Genomic DNA, 18,310 nt, shown 5'->3' on the forward strand with positions numbered 1-18,310 from the left:
GCGGCGGGGCATGCCGACGGGGGGCTCCATGACGACCGACGACCTCACCGGCGGCGGACGCGAGGTCGTGGTGACCCAGGCCCGGTCGCACACCGAACGCGGCATCCTGCGGCGCTGGGCCGAGGAGCAGCACCCGGGCTCGGCGGTCGTCGGGATCGGGCCGAACGGCGAGGTCCCGTCCGCACTGGGGGAGGCCCTGCACGGCGACGACACGGTGATCGTCCCGGCCCGCGTGGCCTGGGTGACCCCCGAGCCCGAGGACGGCGGCCCGGTCCGCAAGCTCACCGGGCTCGCGACGTCGGCGGTGATGCGGATGGCGTGGTCGCCGCTGCACCCGTCGATGGCCCGGCACCGCCCGGATGCGGCGCGCGTCGTGGCGGGGGAGCCGGCGACCGTCGCCGACCTGGTGTCGCGGTTCGTCGCCCAGGAGAGCGGGCGGCCGGGCAGTAACGGCTTCACCCGGTTCGTCGCCCGCCAGGCCGTGCTGGCCTGCGACCGCGCGGAGCGGCGCATCCTCGGCGACCGCTACAAGGTGCCGCGCCGGATGGTCGAGCAGATCACCTCCTCGGCCCGGTTCCCGGCCCTGGTCGAGCGGCTCGCGCACCAGACCGGCAGCCCCGCCACCGAGGTCGAGCAGCGTCTGGAGTCCTGTCTGCACGAGATGGCCGCCGTGCAGAGCCCGCCCGCCATCGACCTCTTCCGGGCGATGATGGGGCCGATGCACGCCAAGGCCTGGGACGTGCAGGTCGACGAGTCCGGGCTGGAACGGCTGCGCGAGCTGAACAAGGAGCACGCGCTGGTGTTCCTGCCCAGCCACCGCTCCTACGCCGACCCCCTGCTGTTCGCCGAGGTGCTGCACGACCGCAACTTCCCGCGCAACCACGTCCTGGGCGGCAACAACCTGTCGTTCTGGCCGATGGGGTCGCTCGGACGCCGCGCCGGGATCGTGTTCATCCGCCGCACCTTCGGCGGGGACACCGTCTACAAGGCCGCGATCCAGGAGTACCTGGGGCATCTGCTCGCCAAGCGCTTCAACCTGGAGTGGTACATCGAGGGCGGCCGCAGCCGCACCGGCAAGCTGCGCAAGCCCCGCATCGGGCTGCTGCGCTACCTGGTGTCCGCGCTGGAGGAACGCCCCGAGCTCGACGCGGTGCTCGTCCCGGTGTCCATCGTCTACGACCAGCTGCACGAGGTCGGCGCGATGGCCGCCGAGCAGCGCGGCGGGCAGAAGAAGGCCGAGGGACTGGGCTGGCTCTACGGCTACTTCCGCGACCAGCGCCGCCACATCGGCACCGCCCGGGTGCGCTTCGCCGAGCCGTTCGCGCTGCGCCGTGCGCTCGACGACGCCGGCCCCGGCCGGGCCCAGCTGGAGAAGGTCGCCTTCCGGGTGTGTGCGGGCATCAACCGCGTCACCCCGGCGACGGCGACCTCGCTCGCGACGTTCGCGCTGCTCTGGGCGCAGGACCGGGCGCTGACCCTGCAGCAGGTCCGGGAGGTCGTCGCGCCGCTGGCGGACTACCTGGAGGCCCGCGGCATCCCGGTGCCGATCGCCGAGCTGCGGACCCGGCACGGCCTGCGGATGACCCTCGACCGGCTCGCCGAGGCCGGGGTCGTCACCGTCTACGACGGCGGCACCGAGCCGGTCTTCGCCGTCAGCACCGGCCGCCACCACGTCGCCGCGTTCTACCGCAACGGCGCGCTGCACCACCTGCTCAACCGGGCCATGCTGGAGATCGCGCTGCTGCGCGTCGGCGACGCCGCCCCCGACGAGGACATCGTCGAGGTCGCGTGGCGCGAGCTGGCCCGGCTGCGGGACCTGCTCAAGTTCGAGTTCTTCTTCTCCACCCGCCGTGAGTTCCGCGCCGAGATCATCGGCGAGCTGGACCTGGTCGACCCGGAGTGGCGGACCCGGGCGGCCGACCCGGCCGACGTGCGCGGTGTGCTCCGCCAGGCTCCGCTGCTGGTCGCGCCGGGCGTGCTGCGGTCGTTCCTCGACGCCCAGCTCGTCGTCGCCGACCGGCTGGTCGCGCTGGGCGAGGAGCCGATGGCCGAGGAGAAGGAGTTCCTGGAGGACTGCCTCGGCGTCGGCCGTCAGATGCTGCTGCAGCAGCGGCTCGACCGCGCCGACTCGGTGTCGCGCGAGCTGTACGCCACCGCCGTGCGCCAGGCCGGCAACCGCGACCTGCTCGGCGAGCCGGAGTCCGGCGCGGCCGGAGCGTCACTGGGGGAGCGGCGCGCCGCCTGGCTGACGGAGGTCACCGCGGTGATCCAGGATCTGGGACGGCTGGGCGAGTTGCAGCGCGCCCGCCTCGAGGTGGTCCTCGGCTCCGGCGGGACGACGGCGCCCGAGGCGGCCCCGGCGTCGCCGGTGGTCCCGCCCTCCGGGGCGAAACAGCGTGCGGAAGGGGATACGGGTGTCGCCAGCTGACGGGACGCCGGCCGGGGACACCCGGGACCGGCTCCGGGCCATCCGGGAGGCGGAGCCGGGACCGGGGACGGTCGCGTACTTCGACTACGACGGCACCGTCATCGACGGCTACTCCGCGGGGGCCTTCTACCGCAAACGGCTGCGCGAGTTCGACGTCGGGCCGGTCGAGATGGTGCGCACCGTGCTGTCGGGCATGCGCGGGATCCGCACCGACGACGACTTCAAGGAGTTCCTCTCCATCACGCTCGCGACCTGGAAGGGCCGCAGCGAGGACGAGCTCCACGCCCTCGGGCGGACGCTGTTCCGTGACGAGATCGCGGGCTCGCTGCACCCGGAGGTGTGGGAGCTGGTCGCCGCCCACCAGGAGCAGGGCCACCAGGTCGTGATGGCGTCCTCGGCGACGCGGTTCCAGGTGCAGCCGATGGCCGACGAGCTCGGCGCGGACCGGGTGCTGTGCACCGAGCTGGAGGTGCACGACGGCGTGCTCACCGGCCGGGTCGCGGGCACCTCGCTGTGGGGCACCGGCAAGGCCGAGGCGGTCCGCGCCGACGCCGCCGCGCACGGTGTCGACCTGGCGGGCTGCTTCGGCTACGCCAACGGCACCGAGGACGCGGAGTTCCTGTCCGCCGTCGGCCACGCGGTCGCGGTGTCACCGACCGACTCGCTGCGCGCGCTCGCCGGCGAGCGGGGATGGCCGGTGCTCGACTGCGCACCCCGCGGCGGGCTGTTCCCCAGCGTCACCGACGTCGCCCGCACGGCTGTCTTCTACGGCGGCATGGCCGGCGGGCTGGCCGCCGCGGCCGGGGCCGGGCTGCTGCACGGCTCGCGCCGCCGGTTCGTCGACATGGCCGGCTCGGTCGGCGCCGACGTCGCCTTCGGGCTCGCCGGGATCGACGTCGAGGTGACCGGCGCGGAGTACCTGCACTCCGCGCGGCCGTGCGTGTTCGTGTTCAACCACCAGTCCAAGTTCGACGTGCCGGTGCTGATGAAGCTGCTGCGCGAGAGCTTCACCGGCGTCGCGAAGAAGGAGGCCGCGCAGATCCCCGTGTGGGGGCAGCTGTTCTGGGCCGCCGACGTCGCGTTCATCGACCGCTCCAACTCCCGCGCCGCCCGCGCGGCGCTGCAGCCGGCCGTCGACAAGCTGCGCGACGAGGGGATCTCCCTCGCGATGGCGCCGGAGGGCACGCGCTCGCCGACGCCCCGGCTCGGCCCGTTCAAGAAGGGCGCGTTCCACATCGCGATGCAGGCCGGGGTGCCGATCGTGCCCGTGGTCATCCGCAACGCCGGGGAGATCATGTGGCGCGGCGCCCAGACGTTGCGCGGCGGGACCGTGCAGGTCGCCGTCCTGCCTCCGGTGGACACCTCGTCCTGGGTCCCCGAGGACGCCGGGAAGTACGCCGAGGAGGTCCGCGGCCGGTTCCTCGACACGCTCGCCGCGTGGCCGGAGCGCCGCATCGCCCAGCAGTACGACCGCAGCGACCACAGCCAGGAGGACCCGGCATGAGCGACTCCCCGGCGGGCTGGGGTTCGGCCCGCGAGATGTCGCCGTTCGAGGTCATGATGTGGCGGGCCGAGGGCGACGACCCCCGTTTCCGGTCCCCGGTCCTGGCCGTCGAGCTGCTCGACGCCAAGCCCGACTGGGACCGGCTCGTCGCCGCCGTGGACTGGGCGACGCGGATGGTCCCGCGCTTCCGCGAGCGCATCCGGGAGCCGCTGGGCGGGCTCGGTACGCCGTACTGGATCCACGACCTCGAGTTCGACCTCCACTACCACCTGCGCCGGGTGCGGATCCCCGGCGCCGGACCGGGCTTCTGGGCGGAGCTGTCCCCGATCGCCGAGCAGTTCATGATGACCCCGTTCGACCGGGAGCGTCCGCCGTGGGAGGCCATGCTCGTCGAGGGGCTGCCCGGCGGGCGTGCGGCGTTCCTGCTGAAGCTGCACCACGTGCTCACCGACGGCATGGGCGTGGTCCAGCTCCTGTCGCAGCTGCACAGCCGCAAGCGCGAGCACGACGACACCAAGCCGCAGCCCGTCGCGCCCGAGCCGACCTCGCCCGACCCGCTCGCCGAGGTCGACCGGCTGGTCCGCCGCGAGGCCGGGATCGTCCCGGCGGCCGCCCGTGCCGCCCGCGACGTCGTCGGCGCGCTCACCCACCCGCTGTCGGCGGCCCGCGACACCGCCCGCTACCTCGACTCGGCGCTGCGGGTGCTGTCCCCGCCGCCCGGCGGTGCCTCGGAGCTGCTGCGACCGCGGGGGATGTCCTGGCGGTTCGTGGCGCTCGACGTCGACTTCGCCGACCTGCGGGCGGCGGGCAAGTCGGTGGGCGGCTCGTTCAACGACGCCTTCGTCGCGTCCCTACTGGGCGCCTTCCGGCTCTACCACGAGGCGATGGGACACCCGGTCACCGGCGACGCGACCCTGCGCACCTCGGTGCCGGTGTCGGTGCGCAGGGAGGGCGACGCCGCAGGCGGCAACCGCTGGGCACCGGCCCGGCTCGCCGCGCCGATGGGCGTCGCCGACCCGGCCCGGCGGATCCGGGAGGTGTCCGAACAGATGCGTGCCGCCCGTTCCGAGCCCGCGCTGGAGAGCCCCGACGTCGTCGCGCCGCTGCTGGCCCGGCTGCCCGGCCCGCTGCTGACCCTGGTCGCGGGCGGCTCGACCCAGGGCAACGACCTGCAGGCGTCGAACGTGCCGGGACTGCGGTCCGAGGCGTTCCTGTGCGGCGCCCGGATCGACCGCGTCTACCCGTTCGCGCCGCTGCCCGGCTGCGCGGCGATGATCTCGGTGGTCACCCACGGGGACCTGTGCTGCGTCGGGGCGAACATCGACGCGGCCGCGATCACCGACCGCGAGGAGTTCGCCCGCTGCCTGGCCGGAGGGTTCGCGGAGGTCCTCGCGCTGCAGCCCGGGGCCGCCGAGCCCATGATCGTCGGATGAGCGCACACCACGTCGGCGGCTCGGGGGAGCCGCTGCTGCTGCTCCACGGGATGACCTCCTCCTGGCGGGCCTGGAAGCCGCTGCTGCCCATGCTGGAGGAGCACCACGAGGTCTGGGCGGTCACGATGCCCGGGCACCTCGACGGCCCGTCGATGCCCGAGGGCGAGTTCAGCATGGACCTGATGGTCGACGCCCTGGTCGAGGAGCTCGACGCGCTGGGTGTGCCGGAACGGCCGCACGTGGTCGGCAACTCCCTGGGCGGCTGGGCCGCGCTGGAGCTCGCCCGCCGCGGCCGGGCCCGCTCGGTCGTCGGGCTGTCCCCGGCCGGGGCCTGGTCGGTGCCCTCGGACCTGTACCGGCTGCTCGTGGTGTTCCGGCTCGGGGCACTGCTCGCCGGGTGGGCGCCGATGCGCACGCTGGCCTCGTGCGGGGCGATCCGCAGGCTGCTCCTGCTCACCGTGGCCGAGCACGCCGACCGCTACACCGCCGACGAGGTGGCCGAGCTGTTCGACGACCTCGCCGGCTGCACCATCCTGGAGCCGCTGCTGTCCGCGGCGCGGATGGACACCGCCATCACACCGTTCGAGCAGCTGCCCTGCCCGGTGCGGGTCGCCTGGGCCGGCTCCGACCGCACGATCCCCTACGGCCGCTACGGCCGCCCGCTGATGGACGCCGTCCCCGGCGCCGAGCTGGTCGTGCTCCCCGGCGTGGGCCACGTGCCGATGGTGGACAACCCGGCGCTGGTGGCCTGGACGATCCTGCAGCACACCCGCTACCAGGTCGCGTCGTGACCGGCCCCGGCAACGCCCCCGCCGACCTCTCCGCCGCCCTCGACGGCTGGGCCCCCGGACCGCTCGTCGGCACCGACACCGTCACCCCGTGGTCGGTCGCCGCGTTCTCCGGGCTGCTCGACCTCGACCCGGTCGCCGCCGACGGGGACCCGCTCCCGCCGCTGTGGCACTGGCTCGCCTTCCTCGACACCCCGCCGATGTCCGCGCTCGGCGACGACGGCCACCCCCGCGAGGGCCACTTCCTGCCGCCGGTCCCGGACCGGCGCCGCATGTTCGCCGGCGGACGCCTGACCTGGCACGCCCCGTGGCGGGTCGGCGAACCGGTGACCCGCCGCCAGGAGCTCGGCCCGGTCCGGGTCAAGCAGGGCCGCAGCGGCGAGATGGCGTTCGTGACGACGCGGGCGGAGTTCCGCCGCGGCGACACGCTGCTCTGCGTCGAGGAGCAGGACATCGTCTACCGCTCGCAGCCGGCCGGCACCGTCCGGGGCACGGTCGCGCCGGACCCGGCGCCGCGCCCGGAGCACGAGTGGGCCTTCACCGTGCCGACCGGCCCGGAGCTGCTGTTCCGGATGTCGGCGTTGACCTACAACACCCACCGCATCCACTACGACCTGCCCTACGTCACCGGCGTCGAGGGCTACCCCGGCCTGGTCGTGCACGGCCCGCTGTTCGCCCTGCTCGGCCTGGAGATCGCGCGCCGCCACCGCCCGACGGCGTTCGTGCGCGGCTTCGAGTACCGCCTCACCGCACCGGCTTTCGCCGGCGCCGACGTCTGGGTCGGCGGGACCCCGGACGGGGACCGCATCGACGTCGCGGCCGGGTCCGACGGGGCACCGGAGTCGGTGCGGGGGAGCATCGAGCTCGCGACCTGAGCCTGCCCGGCTCCTGCCCCGGTGCACCACGGCTCCGTCCTCAGCTCTCCCCGGCCCCGGTCGTTGCCCCGCCCCCGGTCATCGCGGCGATCGCCTCGGTGACGGCCTGCTCCACCCGCTCACCGTCGACGCCCGACCGGGTCAGGACACCGTCGCCGTCCTCCTGCTCCAGCAGGGCGAGCAGGACGTGCTCGGTCCCGACGTAGTTGTGCCCCATCCGCAGTGCGTGCCGGAAGGTCAGCTCCAGGGCCTTCCTCGCGGCCGGGTCGAACGGGATCAGGGCGGGCACCGTCGTCGCCCGTTCCGGGAGCGCGGCGACGGCGGTCTCGCGCAGTGCCGCGGTGTCGGTCCCCAGCCCGGTCAGCAGCGCGACGGCCAGCCCCTGCGGCTCGGCGAGCAGCCCGAGGACCAGGTGCGCCGGGGTGATCCGGTCGCTCTCGGCCGTACGGGCCTCGTTCTGCGCGGAGACCACGACGTTGCGGGCCCGCGGGGTGAACCGCTCGAAGCCCTGCGCCATGTTCTCCGGGGCGTCCGGACGGGTGACGAACCGCTTCTGCGCGGCCTGCTTGGAGACCCCCATGCTGCGGCCGATGTCGGTCCACGACGCCCCGGCCCGGCGGGCCCGGTCCACGAAGTGGCCGATCAGGTGGTCGGCGACCTCGCCGAGGTGGTCCCCGGCGAGCACGGCGTCGGAGAGCTGCTCCAGCGGGTCCTGGTGGACCGAGGTGATGGCGTGGATGAGGTCGTCGAGGCGGACGGTGCCCCCCAGGGGTGTCGGTGACGTCATGCGTCAACCGTAAGTTGACGACGGTTGTTCGTCAACCGCGGGTTGACGATCACTCGTGTTCGGGCAGCAGGGGCACCTGCAGTCCCTCGTCGTGGCCGAGGCGGCTGGCGCGGCCGACCGAGGCCGAGCCGAACCGGCTCCGGACGGCGTCGAGCGCGGTGTCCAGGGCCGGACCGGTGTGGGCGTCGAGGGGAAGCTCCAGCTGCAGGGCGTCGTCGCGGTCCAGGTTGGTCAGCGACAGGCCGAGCAGGGTGATGCCGCGGGCGTGGATCTCGGGAAGGGCGTCGCTCAGCAGCCGGCGGGCGGCGGAGAGGATCGTCGGCGTGTGCGCGGTCGCGACCGGCAGCGTGTGCGACCGCGTGATCCGTGCGTAGTCGCCGAACCGCACCCGCAGCACGACGGTGCGGCAGACCCGGCCGCCCGTCGCGGCCCCACCCGCGTCGCGCGGTACGGACGGGCCGTCGATGTCGACGGTCTCGTCCGGCTCGTCGCGGTCGGACCCGCGGGGGGCGCGCAGGCGCCGGGCCAGCCGGTCGACGGTCGAGGCCAGGATGCCGTCGAGCTCGGTGTCGGTGCGCGGGTGGCGACCCAGGGCCCGCTGCGACCCGATCGAGCGGCGTGTCCGGTGCGTGTCCACCGGGCGGGAGTCCCGCAGGTGCGCGAGCGCGTGCAGGTGCCGTCCCGCGGCCGGCCCCAGGTAGGACACGAGCGCGGCCTCGCCGAGCGCGGCGACGTCGGCGACGGTCCGCACGCCCACCTCGTGCAGTCGCCCCGCCGTCACCGCCCCGACGCCCCACAGGCTGCGCACCGGCAGCGGGTGCAGGAACTCCCGCTCCCGCGCCGGGTCGACGACGAGCAGCCCGTCCGGTTTCGACGCCCCACTGGCCACCTTGGCGAGGAACTTGGTGCGGGCCACGCCGACGCTGATCGGCAGCCCCGCCTCCCGGGCCACCCGCTCGCGCAGCCGCGCGGCGATCTCCCGGGGCGTGCCCGCGATCCTCGCCAGCCCGCCGACCTCCAGGAACGCCTCGTCGATCGACAGCCCCTCGACCTCCGGGGTCGTGTCGCGGAACAGCGCGAACACCCGGCGGCTCGCCTCGGAGTAGGCCGCCATCCGCGGCGGGACGACGATCGCCTGCGGGCACAGCGCCCGCGCCTGGGGGCCGTTCATGGCGGTCCGCACGCCGTGCGCCTTGGCCTCGTAGCTCGCGGCCAGCACGACACTGCCGCCCACGACCACCGGCCGCCCCCGCAGGCGCGGGTCGTCGCGCTGCTCGACCGACGCGTAGAACGAGTCCAGGTCGGCATGCAGGATGGTGGCCAGGCCGCGCACGAACACATGTTCGCATGCGGCGGGGTCCGCGGCGAGCGGCTGCGCCCGACGGCTCAGGCGCCCCCGGTCCGGCTGCGCCAGCGTTCCCGGGCCCGGCGTGCGGCCTTGGCCACCGCGGCGTCCGGGTGGTGCTCGCCGAGCGCGGCCAGCACCTCGCCGACCCGCGGGTGGTCCAGCTGCCACACGGCGTCGAACACCTCGAGGGTCTCGGGCGGGAACTCGGCGGCGAACGCGTCCGGCCAGTCCTCGGCGTCGACGGTGTCCAGCGCGACGGCCAGCACGTCGATCGAGGCGGTGAGAAGCAGCTCCGGCTCGACGGCGTCGACGTCGAGCTCTCCGCGCGCGACCAGCCGGCGCGCCACCATGCCGCGGTGCGGGCCGTCGAGGTGGTCGTGCAGCAGGGTGTCGACGGCCTCGGCGCCGAAGCGGTCCGCGGCCACGCCGGTCGCGGTGAGGGCGACGAGCAGGGGCTGGCCCGGCGCGAGCGCCGCCGCCACGAACTCGGCCACCGCCCGCGCCGGATCGGGCTGCGCGGCGTGCCAGGCGTCGATGTCGCGGCGCCATTCGTCGGGCGGGACCTCCCCGGCCAGCTCGACGATCTCCGCGGCCGAGGCGACCGCCGGGTCCGGCCGGGTCGGGTAGTGCAGGTCCTCCGCGGCGAGCAGCAGCAGCGCGCACGCGACCCCGCCCGGGGTGAGCTGCACGATGCCGCCGACCCGGACCTCCTCCGCCCCGTCGGGCTCGTGGCTCGACCCGGTCCAGGCGACCATCCCGAGCCGCTCCAGCTGCTCCAGCAGCGTCGCGGTCCGGAGCGAGGCGACGTCGGCGTCCCCGTCGGCGTCCTCGGTCCAGTCGAGCAGCACGTCCAGGGCGTGGCGCAGGTCGTCGTGGTCGACGCCGTCGTCGACGTGGCGCAGCAGGAACAGCAGGGCCGGGGTCGCGTCCTCCGACGGCGGACCCTCCTCGGCGCGCAGCAGCGCCTCGATCGCCTCGTCGTCGATCTCACCGGTGAACACCACGTCCGCGTCGGGTGCGGTGTCGTCGACCGGGGTCGGCGCGGCCTCCCGGACGGGCAGGTCCGGGTCCACGGTGTCCTCGGCGGCGACGTGCGGCCAGCCCGTCGACAGCGCGCCCACCTCGCGGGCGGCGAGCACCAGGTCCTCGTGGGCGGAGGTGTCGTCCAGCCCGGCGAAGCGCGGCACCGCCACCAGCCGCCCCGACTCCCGCCGGACCGCGCCGGCGCGCACGCTCGTCTCCAGCACCCAGGTCAGGGTCCGCAGCCGGGTCGAACGGTCGAGGCGGACGACACGGTCCGGCTCGTCGCCGGTGCCGAGCAGACCGACCAGCTCGCGGGCGTCGGCCAGGCGCAGGTTGCCCGTCGCGGTCAGGGACCGGCCGCGCGGGCCGCACCAGCCGGCCAGCGCCCGCGCGTCGTGCAGGATCCGGGCCTGCGCCGCGGACGCCGCCCGGTCGGCGGGCGAGGGGATCCGCACCGGGTCCGGGTCGTCACCCAGCTCGGTGAGCAGCGGCGACCCGGCCCCGGCCTCCAGCTCGTCGTACTCCTCGACGTACTCGCCGCACAGTCGCCGCACCTGCGACGGCCGCGGCGAGCCCGGGGCGAGCAGCCCGCGCTCGTCGAGGAACTCCACGAACGCGGCGACGCTGGCGGGCACCAGCCGCACCGGCAGCCGGTGCTCCAGCACGATGTGCGGGCACCAGCCGTCGAGGAAGGTCTCGACGTGCTCCAGCGGCCAGTCGGCGAGATCGCCGTCGCCGGCGAGCCACTTGTACTGCAGCAGCAGCTCCGCCGACATCGGTTCGGCGACCACCTCGTTCTCGGTCAGCCACGCCGCGAACCCGTCGAGGAGTTCCTGGGCGGCCGCGTGGAACTCGTCGTCGGAGTCCGGGCCGAACCGCATGCGCATGGGCCGAGTGTGCACGCCCGGCACCGGCCACACACCCACGGGCGCCGATCGGCGTGTCCGGAGCAGGTCGTGCCGCGGGCGGGCAGGATGGGCCCGGACATGACCACACTGTTCGCCCTGCTGATCGCCGCGACGGCGATGGTCGGCAACACCGTCGCCGCCCTCTGGGAGGCCCGCGGCAGCCGGCTGGCGAAGTACGGGCGCCCGGTGTGGCTCCAGCCGTGGTTCCTGGCCGGGCTGCTCGCCGACGTCGTGGCCTGGGTGCTCACCGTCGTCGCGCTGCGGTACCTGCCGGTCTTCGCGGTGCAGTCGATCCTGGCGGGCGCGATCGCGCTGACCACACTGGCCGACCACGACTGGAACCCGTGGAACCTGATCCGGCGCGACCGGTGGGCGGTCGTCGCGGTGCTGGCCGGGCTGGTCGTGGTGGCCGCGAGCGCCGCGCCGGACCGCCCGGACGCGCTGCCCCCCGTGGCCACCCCGGTCCTGCTGGTGTCGTTCGTGGTGATCCTGGCCGCCGCCCCGTTCGTGTGGCGGGCCGGACGGCCGATGCTGCTGGCGCTGCTGGCCGGGCTGGGCTTCGGCGGGACCGCGCTGGCCGTCCGCGCGATCCACCCCGGCCCGCTCCGATGGGAGACCGCGGGCAACCTGCTGCTCGACCCGCTGGTGTACGGCGTCGTCGCGATGGGGGTGCTCGGGGTGCTGGCCTTCGCCCGCGCCCTGCAGGACGGCGCCGTCGGCCCGGCGACGGCGGTGCTGTCGGTGACCGAGGTGGTCGTGCCCGGTCTCGTCGGGATCGCGCTGCTCGGCGACCGGATCCGGCCCGGCTGGGAGGGGGCGGCGCTGGCCGGGGTCCTCGTCGCGCTCGGCGGGGTGGTCGCGCTGACCCGCCCGGACCCGGAGTCGGTCCGCCGCCGCGTGCACTGAGCCGCGGCCCCGGGGGAACACCTCCGCCCGGCTGTGGTGTTGCCCCCACATGACGAGCACCCTCACCGCCCACGACGCGTGGCGCACCGCGCGCGAGCAGACCCTCCGCGAGCCGCACGGCTGGTTGTCCCTGACCGCGCTGCACTGGCTCGACGACGGTGACGGTGCCGTCCCCGGGCTGCCCGGGACCTGGCGCGCCGCGGGTCCCGACGAGGTCGCGGTCACCGCCGTCGCGGACGACGGGATCGTGCTGCCCGGCGCGACCGGCCCGCTCGACGGCACCGCGCACGTCCGGCCCGTCGACGGCGCCCCCGGCGTGATGGTCACCGTGGGGGAGCGGGTGGTCGAGATCGCGCGGCGCACCGACGCGTGGGCGCTGCGCGTGCGCGACCCGCAGGCCCGCACCCGGACCGCGTTCACCGGGGTACCCGCCTGGCCCTACGACCCGGCCGCCGTCGTCGACGCCGTGTTCACGCCCTACGACGCGCCGCGGACGGTGACGGTCGACGCCGTCGTCGCCGGGGTGCAGCACTTCCCGACCGCGGTCGGCGAGGTCGCGTTCACCTGGGCCGGTGCTCCGCAGCGGCTCGTGGCGCTGGCCGGGAAGGACGGCGGCCTGTCGCTGCACTTCCGCGACGCCACCTCCGGGGACACCACCTACGGCGGCGGCCGCATCCTGCGAACCGACGACCCGGCGCCGGACGGGACGCTGGAGGTGGACCTGAACCGGGTGGTGAACCTGCCGTGCGCGTTCACCGCCCACGCCACCTGCCCGCTGCCGCCCGCCGGAAACACCCTGGACGTGGCCGTCGAGGCGGGGGAGAAGAGCCCGCTGCGGCCCGACCTCGCCTGAGGCCCCCGGTCCTGCCGCGGTGAGGGGGAGTTGCAACCTCCCCGCAACCGGTGTCGTGGATCACGCGGGTGGTGTTCACTCACCTCCGTTGCCCCGACGACCGCGGCAGGACGGCGAGCGCCGCCCCGGTCGTGGCGAACCGCTCGCAGGAGGTGCCCGTGACCACGACGCAGGAGAAGTCCGCCGCACGCACGACCGCGGAGGGTTGGCTCACCGCCTTCGCCGACGCCCTGTCCGCCCGCGACATCGACCGCGCCGTCGCGCTGTTCGCCGACGAGAGCTACTGGCGCGACCTGGTCGCGTTCACCTGGAACCTGAAGACCGTCGAGCACCACGACGGCGTCCGCGACCTGCTCGAGAACACCCTCGACGGGACCGACCCGTCGCACTGGGAGATCTCTGCGGAGCCGACCGAGGCCGGCGGTGTCACCGACGTGTGGTTCACCTTCGAGACCGCCGTCGGGCGCGGCTCCGGGCACGCCCGCCTCGTCGACGGGAAGGCCTGGACGTTCCTCACCACCCTCGACGAGTTGAAGGGGCACGAGGAGCCCCGCGGCGAGAACCGGCCGTTCGGCACCGAACACGGCGCCAACCCGGACCGGGTCACCTGGAAGGAGCGCCGCGAGGCCGAGCTGGCCGAGCTGGGGCGCACCCGCGACCCCGAGGTCGTGATCATCGGCGGCGGCCAGGGCGGTATCGCGCTGGGCGCCCGGCTGCGCCAGCTCGGCGTCGACACGATCATCGTCGAGCGCAACGAGCGGCCCGGCGACTCGTGGCGCAAGCGCTACAAGAGCCTCGCCCTGCACGACCCGGTCTGGTACGACCACCTGCCGTACCTGAAGTTCCCGGACAACTGGCCGGTGTTCGCGCCGAAGGACAAGATCGGCGACTGGCTGGAGTTCTACACGCGGATCATGGAGCTGAACTACTGGGGCTCCACCACCGCGCGCAGCGCCGAGTTCGACGAGGCGTCCGGCCGATGGAGCGTCGTCGTCGACAAGGCGGGCGAGCAGATCACCCTGCGCCCGCGCCAGCTCGTGATCGCGCTCGGCGTCTCCGGCAAGCCGAACATCCCCGACTTCCCGGGCCGGGAGCAGTTCCGGGGCGAGGTGCAGCACTCGTCGCAGCACCCCGGCCCGGACGCCTACCGGGGCAAGAAGGTCGTGGTCATCGGGTCGAACAACTCCGCGTTCGACATCTGCGGTTCGCTGTGGGAGGTCGGCGCCGACGTCACCATGGTGCAGCGCTCGTCCACCCACATCATCAAGTCCGACACGCTGATGGAGTACGGCCTCGGGGACCTCTACTCCGAGCGCGCGGTCAAGGCGGGCGTCGACACCCACACCGCCGACATGATCTTCGCGTCGCTGCCGTACCGGATCATGCACACGTTCCAGAAGCCCGCCTACGACAAGGCCCGCGAGGTCGACGCGGACTACTACCGGCGGCTGGAGGAGGCCGGGTTCGAGCTGGACTTCGGCGACGACGACTCCGGCCTGTTCATGAAGTACCTGCGCCGTGGCTCGGGCTACTACATCGACGTCGGTGCCGCCGAGCTCGTCGCCGACGGCAAGGTGAAGCTGGTCCGCGGGCAGATGCAGGAGTTCACCGAGAAGGGGGTGCGGCTCGCCGACGGCACCGAGCTCGACGCCGACCTCGTCGTGTTCGCGACCGGCTACCGGTCGATGAACGGCCTCGCCGCCGACATCGTCGGCCAGGACGTCGCGGACAAGGTGGGCAAGGTGTGGGGCCTGGGCTCGGACACGACCAAGGACCCCGGTCCCTGGGAGGGCGAGCAGCGCAACATGTGGAAGCCCACCCAGCAGCAGAACCTGTGGTTCCACGGCGGCAACCTGCACCAGAGCCGGTTCTACTCGCTGTACCTGGCGTTGCAGCTCAAGGCGCGTGAGGCGGGCATCGACACCCCCGTCTACGCGCTGCAGGAGCGCCACCACCTCTCCTGACCGCCGAGCGGGAGAGACCTGTCGGGGACGGTCACCGCCGCACTACGGTGCGGTGGTGACCGTCCCCGACATCGCGGTGCAGGCCGCGCGGGCGCTGTGGGCCGAGCTCGAACCGGTCCACGACGTCGTGTACTTCGCCCCCGAGGCGCGGGCGGCCGCCGAGGCGGCCGGGTTCCGCGGGTTCTGGCGCGGCTACTTCGCGATGCGCGCCGCCCCGCTGGGGCCGGTGGGCGCGGCTCCGGTGACGGCCGCGTTCCACGGCTTCCACCCGTCGATGGTCGCCCGTGCGCTGCCCGGGGTCTGGTCGCCGGGGTCCCCCGACGGGGCGCTCGCGGCCCGGCTCGCCGGTTCCGCCGCCGCGCTGCGCCGGTCCGGGCTCGACGGCGCCGGCCCGGCCGCCGACCCGGCCGCGCTGCACCGGGCCGCGGAGCTCGCCTGGGCCGCCGCCGGGGAGGTCGACGTCGACGGCCGCGTCCTCGCCGCTGCGAACGCCGCGCTGCCCCGCCCCGACGGCGACCTCGAGACCCTCTGGCAGGCGACGACGACGCTGCGCGAGCACCGCGGGGACGGTCACGTCGCGGTCCTGGTCGCGCGGGGTGTCGGCCCGGTCGCCGCGCACCACCTCAAGATCGCCGCCGGGGAGACCGACGGCGAGTGGCTGCGCACCGCCCGCGGCGTCGACCCGGACGCCTGGGCGGCCGGCGCGGAGGACCTGCGGGCCCGCGGCTGGGTCGACGCCACCGGCGCGCTCACCGCCGCCGGCGCCGACGAGCACGACGAGATCGAACGGCTCACCGACCGGGCCGCCGCCCGCCCGTGGGGCGCACTCGGCCCGGAACGGACCGCCGAGCTCGCCGCGCTGCTGGCGCCGATGGCGACGGCGGTGCTAGCCGCCGGGGACGTGCCCGTACACGGCCCGGTCGGGCTCGTCCGGGACGGCCGGTGAGGACCGCCACGACGGTCGAGGCCTCCGGCGGTGACTGGCGCGAGACCGTCGAGTTCGTCGTCGAGGCCGAGAAGCTGGGCCTCGACGACTGCTGGGTCGCCGAGGCGTGGGGGTCCGACGCGCCGTCCGCGCTGGGCTACCTCGCCGCCCGCACCGGACGCATCCGGCTCGGTTCCGGGGTGATCCAGGTCGGCACCCGCTCGCCGGTCGCGATCGCCCAGGCCGCGCTGACCCTGCACGACATGTCGCAGGGACGGTTCCTGCTCGGGCTCGGCCCGTCCGGCCCCCAGGTCATCGAGGGCCTGCACGGGGTGCCGTTCGCCCGCCCGCTCACCCGGCTGCGCGAGACGATCGAGGTGGTCCGGGCCGCCTGCGCGGGGGAGCGCATCGCCTACGACGGCGAGACCGTCGCGATCCCGCTGCCCGGCGGACAGGGCCGCCCGATGCGGCTGTCGACCACGCCGGTGCCGGACCTGCCGGTGTTCGTCGCCGCGCTGTCCCCGCGGATGCTGGAGCTCACCGGGCGGGTCGCCGACGGCTGGCTGGGCACGAGCTTCGTCCCCGAGGGTGCCGACGCCTACCTCGCCCACCTCGACACCGGTCTGCGCGCCGCCGGGCGGGACCGGTCCGCGATCGAGGTCTGCCAGGGCGCCGAGGTCGCCTTCGCCACCGACGAGGCCGACCAGGCGGCGATGGTCGACGCCCGCCGCCCCGGCATCGCGTTCAGCCTCGGCGGGATGGGCACCGCGGAGCGGAACTTCTACTTCGACGCCTACCGCCGCCAGGGCTGGGGCGAGCGGGCCGACGCCGTCCGCGCCGCCTGGCAGGGCGGGGACCGGGCGGGCGCCGCGGCCCTGGTGACCGACGAGATGGTGCTGGGGACGACGCTGGTCGGCACCGAGGAACGGGTCGCCGCGCGGTTGCGGGACTGGGCCGCCGCCGGCGTCGGCACCGTCCGGCTCTACCCGGCGGGGGAGACCCTCGACGAGCGCCTCACCACCCTGGCGCGGGCCGTGGAGCTGGCCCGCGCCGCGGGGTGATCACACGTCGGCGGCGCGCTTCTCGGCGATTCGGCGCCACGCCGTCCAGACCAGGCCGGCCAGCAGCAGCAGGTACAGCACCACGGTGATCGGGCTCGACACCAGCACCGCCGGGTCGTTGTCGGAGTTGCCCATCGCGTCGCGCAGCGAGTACTCCGCCAGCGGCCCGAGGATCACCGCGATCAGCACCGGCGCGACGGGGATGTCGTAGAGCCGCATCGCCAGCCCGAGCACACCCACCACCAGCATGATCACCAGGTCGACCTGGCTCGCCCCGGAGGCGTACACGCCGAACGCGGCGAACACCGCGATGCCCGCGTACAGGTAGGACTTCGGGACCCGCAGCAGCTGCGCCCACAGCGGCGCGAACGGCAGGTTGAGGATCAGCAGCACGATCATCGCCAGGAAGAACCCGGCGAGCAGTGCCCACACGATGTCCCCGGAGCGCTCCAGCAGCAACGGGCCCGGCTGCAGGCCGTACTGCTGGAACGCGGCGAGCAGGATCGCCGCCGTCGCGGAGGTGGGCAGGCCGAGCGCGAGCAGCGCGCCCATCGCGGTGCCCGCGGTGGCGTTGCCCGCGGCCTCCGGCGCCGCGACGCCCTCGATGGCGCCCTTCCCGAAGGTCGGCTCGGCCTTGCGCCGGTCGAGCCTGCGCTCGGTCCCGTAGGCCAGGAACGTCGGCACCTCGGCGCCACCGGCCGGGATGACACCGAACGGGACGCCGATCGCGGTGCCGCGCAGCCACGCGGGCAGCGCCTGGCGGAACTCGGCCTTCGACAGCCACCATCGGCCGGTCGGCATGACGGCGCTGGTCTCCTCGGCCCGGCCGACCTTCGCGGCCTGGCTGAACACCTCGCCCAGCGCCAGCAGCGACACCGTGATCACGACGATCGAGACGCCGTCGAGCAGCGGGGAGAAGCCGAAGGAGAACCGGGGTGTGCCGGTCGGCTGGTCGATCCCGACCAGGGCGAGGGTCAGGCCGATCGCGAGCGCGGCGACGCCGCGGATCGCGGAGTCGGCGACGACGGCGGAGATCGCGACGAAGGCGAACACGGCGAGTGCGAGGAACTCGGCGGGGCCGAACCCGGTGGCGAGCCGGGCGAGGGTCGGGGCGAAGAACACCACCAGCGCCGAGGCGACCATGCCGCCGATGAACGCGCCGATCGCGCCGGTGGCCAGCGCCTGGGCGGCCCTGCCGCGCAGCGCCATCCGATGCCCCTCGAAGGTGCTTGCGATGGCGGTCGAGTTGCCGGGGGTGTTCATGAGGAACCCGGCGATGGAGTCACCGAACAGGCCACCGAAGTAGATGCCGGTGAACATGATCAGCGCACTGGTCGGCTCGAGGACGAAGGTGAGGGGGAGCAGCAGCGCCACGGCCATCGCCGAGCCCAGCCCCGGCAGGACCCCGACCGCGGTGCCCATCAGCGCACCGAGGAACACGAACAGCAGCGCGGAGGGGCTGAGGACGTCGGCGAAGCCGCCGAGCAGGTTGGTCAGTTGTTCCACG

At 74.7% G+C, this 18,310-nt stretch carries 14 protein-coding genes; 10 read left to right on the forward strand and 4 right to left on the reverse strand.

The window, feature by feature from the left end; translation table 11 throughout:
- The first annotated feature begins 28 nt into the window (after positions 1-28).
- Genes DMP15_RS12250 through DMP15_RS12270 form a run of 5 tightly spaced genes read left to right on the forward strand, consistent with a single transcriptional unit; the run spans position 29 to position 7,028 of the window.
- On the forward strand, positions 29-2,428 hold the full coding sequence (locus tag DMP15_RS12250; protein WP_073574249.1) for a glycerol-3-phosphate 1-O-acyltransferase: 2,400 nt from the start codon (positions 29-31) through the stop codon (positions 2,426-2,428).
- Complete coding sequence (locus DMP15_RS12255; RefSeq protein ID WP_100878128.1) at positions 2,415-3,932, forward strand: HAD-IB family hydrolase; 1,518 nt, start codon at positions 2,415-2,417, stop codon at positions 3,930-3,932. Before DMP15_RS12250 ends, DMP15_RS12255 begins: the two co-directional genes overlap by 14 nt.
- The gene (locus tag DMP15_RS12260) at positions 3,929-5,365 is read left to right on the forward strand and encodes a wax ester/triacylglycerol synthase domain-containing protein (protein WP_337825914.1); all 1,437 of its coding nucleotides are present in this window, start codon (positions 3,929-3,931) and stop codon (positions 5,363-5,365) included. Before DMP15_RS12255 ends, DMP15_RS12260 begins: the two co-directional genes overlap by 4 nt.
- The gene (locus tag DMP15_RS12265) at positions 5,362-6,156 is read left to right on the forward strand and encodes an alpha/beta fold hydrolase (protein ID WP_073574246.1); all 795 of its coding nucleotides are present in this window, start codon (positions 5,362-5,364) and stop codon (positions 6,154-6,156) included. Before DMP15_RS12260 ends, DMP15_RS12265 begins: the two co-directional genes overlap by 4 nt.
- The gene (locus DMP15_RS12270) at positions 6,153-7,028 is read left to right on the forward strand and encodes an FAS1-like dehydratase domain-containing protein (RefSeq protein WP_073574245.1); all 876 of its coding nucleotides are present in this window, start codon (positions 6,153-6,155) and stop codon (positions 7,026-7,028) included. The genes DMP15_RS12265 and DMP15_RS12270 overlap by 4 nt, the downstream gene beginning before the upstream one ends.
- A 40-nt stretch (positions 7,029-7,068) precedes the next feature.
- Here DMP15_RS12270 and DMP15_RS12275 read toward each other — a convergent pair whose 3' ends face one another.
- From DMP15_RS12275 to DMP15_RS12285, 3 genes are read right to left on the reverse strand one after another with little or no spacing between them, the layout of a single operon-like run.
- The gene (locus tag DMP15_RS12275; protein WP_161151300.1) at positions 7,069-7,815 is read right to left on the reverse strand and encodes a Clp protease N-terminal domain-containing protein; all 747 of its coding nucleotides are present in this window, start codon (positions 7,813-7,815) and stop codon (positions 7,069-7,071) included.
- Positions 7,816-7,864: 49 nt separating this feature from the next.
- The gene (dinB, locus tag DMP15_RS12280; RefSeq protein ID WP_337825915.1) at positions 7,865-9,154 is read right to left on the reverse strand and encodes a DNA polymerase IV; all 1,290 of its coding nucleotides are present in this window, start codon (positions 9,152-9,154) and stop codon (positions 7,865-7,867) included.
- Between the two features lie 47 nt (positions 9,155-9,201).
- Positions 9,202-11,073 (reverse strand): hypothetical protein, encoded by a 1,872-nt coding sequence (locus tag DMP15_RS12285; RefSeq protein ID WP_337825916.1) that lies wholly within the window; start codon positions 11,071-11,073, stop codon positions 9,202-9,204.
- Positions 11,074-11,172: 99 nt separating this feature from the next.
- On the opposite strand from DMP15_RS12285, the gene DMP15_RS12290 reads away from it, so the two are divergent.
- The 5 genes from DMP15_RS12290 to DMP15_RS12310 all read left to right on the forward strand — a co-directional run bounded on the left by DMP15_RS12290 (position 11,173) and on the right by DMP15_RS12310 (position 16,803).
- On the forward strand, positions 11,173-12,000 hold the full coding sequence (locus tag DMP15_RS12290) for a hypothetical protein (RefSeq protein ID WP_253068726.1): 828 nt from the start codon (positions 11,173-11,175) through the stop codon (positions 11,998-12,000).
- A gap of 49 nt (positions 12,001-12,049) precedes the next feature.
- Positions 12,050-12,853 (forward strand): DUF1684 domain-containing protein, encoded by an 804-nt coding sequence (locus DMP15_RS12295; protein WP_337825917.1) that lies wholly within the window; start codon positions 12,050-12,052, stop codon positions 12,851-12,853.
- A 158-nt stretch (positions 12,854-13,011) separates the two neighbouring features.
- Positions 13,012-14,817, forward strand: coding sequence for an NAD(P)-binding domain-containing protein (locus tag DMP15_RS12300; RefSeq protein ID WP_161151295.1), 1,806 nt, complete (start codon positions 13,012-13,014; stop codon positions 14,815-14,817).
- A gap of 55 nt (positions 14,818-14,872) precedes the next feature.
- On the forward strand, positions 14,873-15,763 hold the full coding sequence (locus DMP15_RS12305; RefSeq protein ID WP_312888924.1) for an SCO6745 family protein: 891 nt from the start codon (positions 14,873-14,875) through the stop codon (positions 15,761-15,763).
- Entirely contained in the window at positions 15,760-16,803 is a 1,044-nt protein-coding gene (locus DMP15_RS12310) for an LLM class flavin-dependent oxidoreductase (RefSeq protein ID WP_100878122.1), read from the forward strand. Before DMP15_RS12305 ends, DMP15_RS12310 begins: the two co-directional genes overlap by 4 nt.
- On the opposite strand, the gene DMP15_RS12315 is transcribed toward DMP15_RS12310, so the two are convergent.
- Positions 16,804-18,309 (reverse strand): tripartite tricarboxylate transporter permease, encoded by a 1,506-nt coding sequence (locus tag DMP15_RS12315; RefSeq protein WP_161152384.1) that lies wholly within the window; start codon positions 18,307-18,309, stop codon positions 16,804-16,806. It lies immediately after the preceding gene.
- Between the last annotated feature and the right edge of the window lies 1 nt (position 18,310).

This window comes from Pseudonocardia sp. UM4_GMWB1, assembly GCF_017312155.1.
GTDB lineage: Bacteria > Actinomycetota > Actinomycetes > Mycobacteriales > Pseudonocardiaceae > Pseudonocardia > Pseudonocardia alni.

Excerpts from the sequence above, each read along its gene's own strand:
- DMP15_RS12250 (WP_073574249.1), top strand. The coding sequence starts at position 29 with ATGACGACCGACGACCTCACCGGCGGCGGACGCGAGGTCGTGGTGACC.
- DMP15_RS12260 (WP_337825914.1), top strand. The coding sequence starts at position 3,929 with ATGAGCGACTCCCCGGCGGGCTGGGGTTCGGCCCGCGAGATGTCGCCG.
- DMP15_RS12265 (WP_073574246.1), top strand. The coding sequence starts at position 5,362 with ATGAGCGCACACCACGTCGGCGGCTCGGGGGAGCCGCTGCTGCTGCTC.
- DMP15_RS12275 (WP_161151300.1), bottom strand. The coding sequence starts at position 7,815 with ATGACGTCACCGACACCCCTGGGGGGCACCGTCCGCCTCGACGACCTC.
- DMP15_RS12285 (WP_337825916.1), bottom strand. The coding sequence starts at position 11,073 with ATGCGCATGCGGTTCGGCCCGGACTCCGACGACGAGTTCCACGCGGCC.
- DMP15_RS12290 (WP_253068726.1), top strand. The coding sequence starts at position 11,173 with ATGACCACACTGTTCGCCCTGCTGATCGCCGCGACGGCGATGGTCGGC.
- DMP15_RS12295 (WP_337825917.1), top strand. The coding sequence starts at position 12,050 with ATGACGAGCACCCTCACCGCCCACGACGCGTGGCGCACCGCGCGCGAG.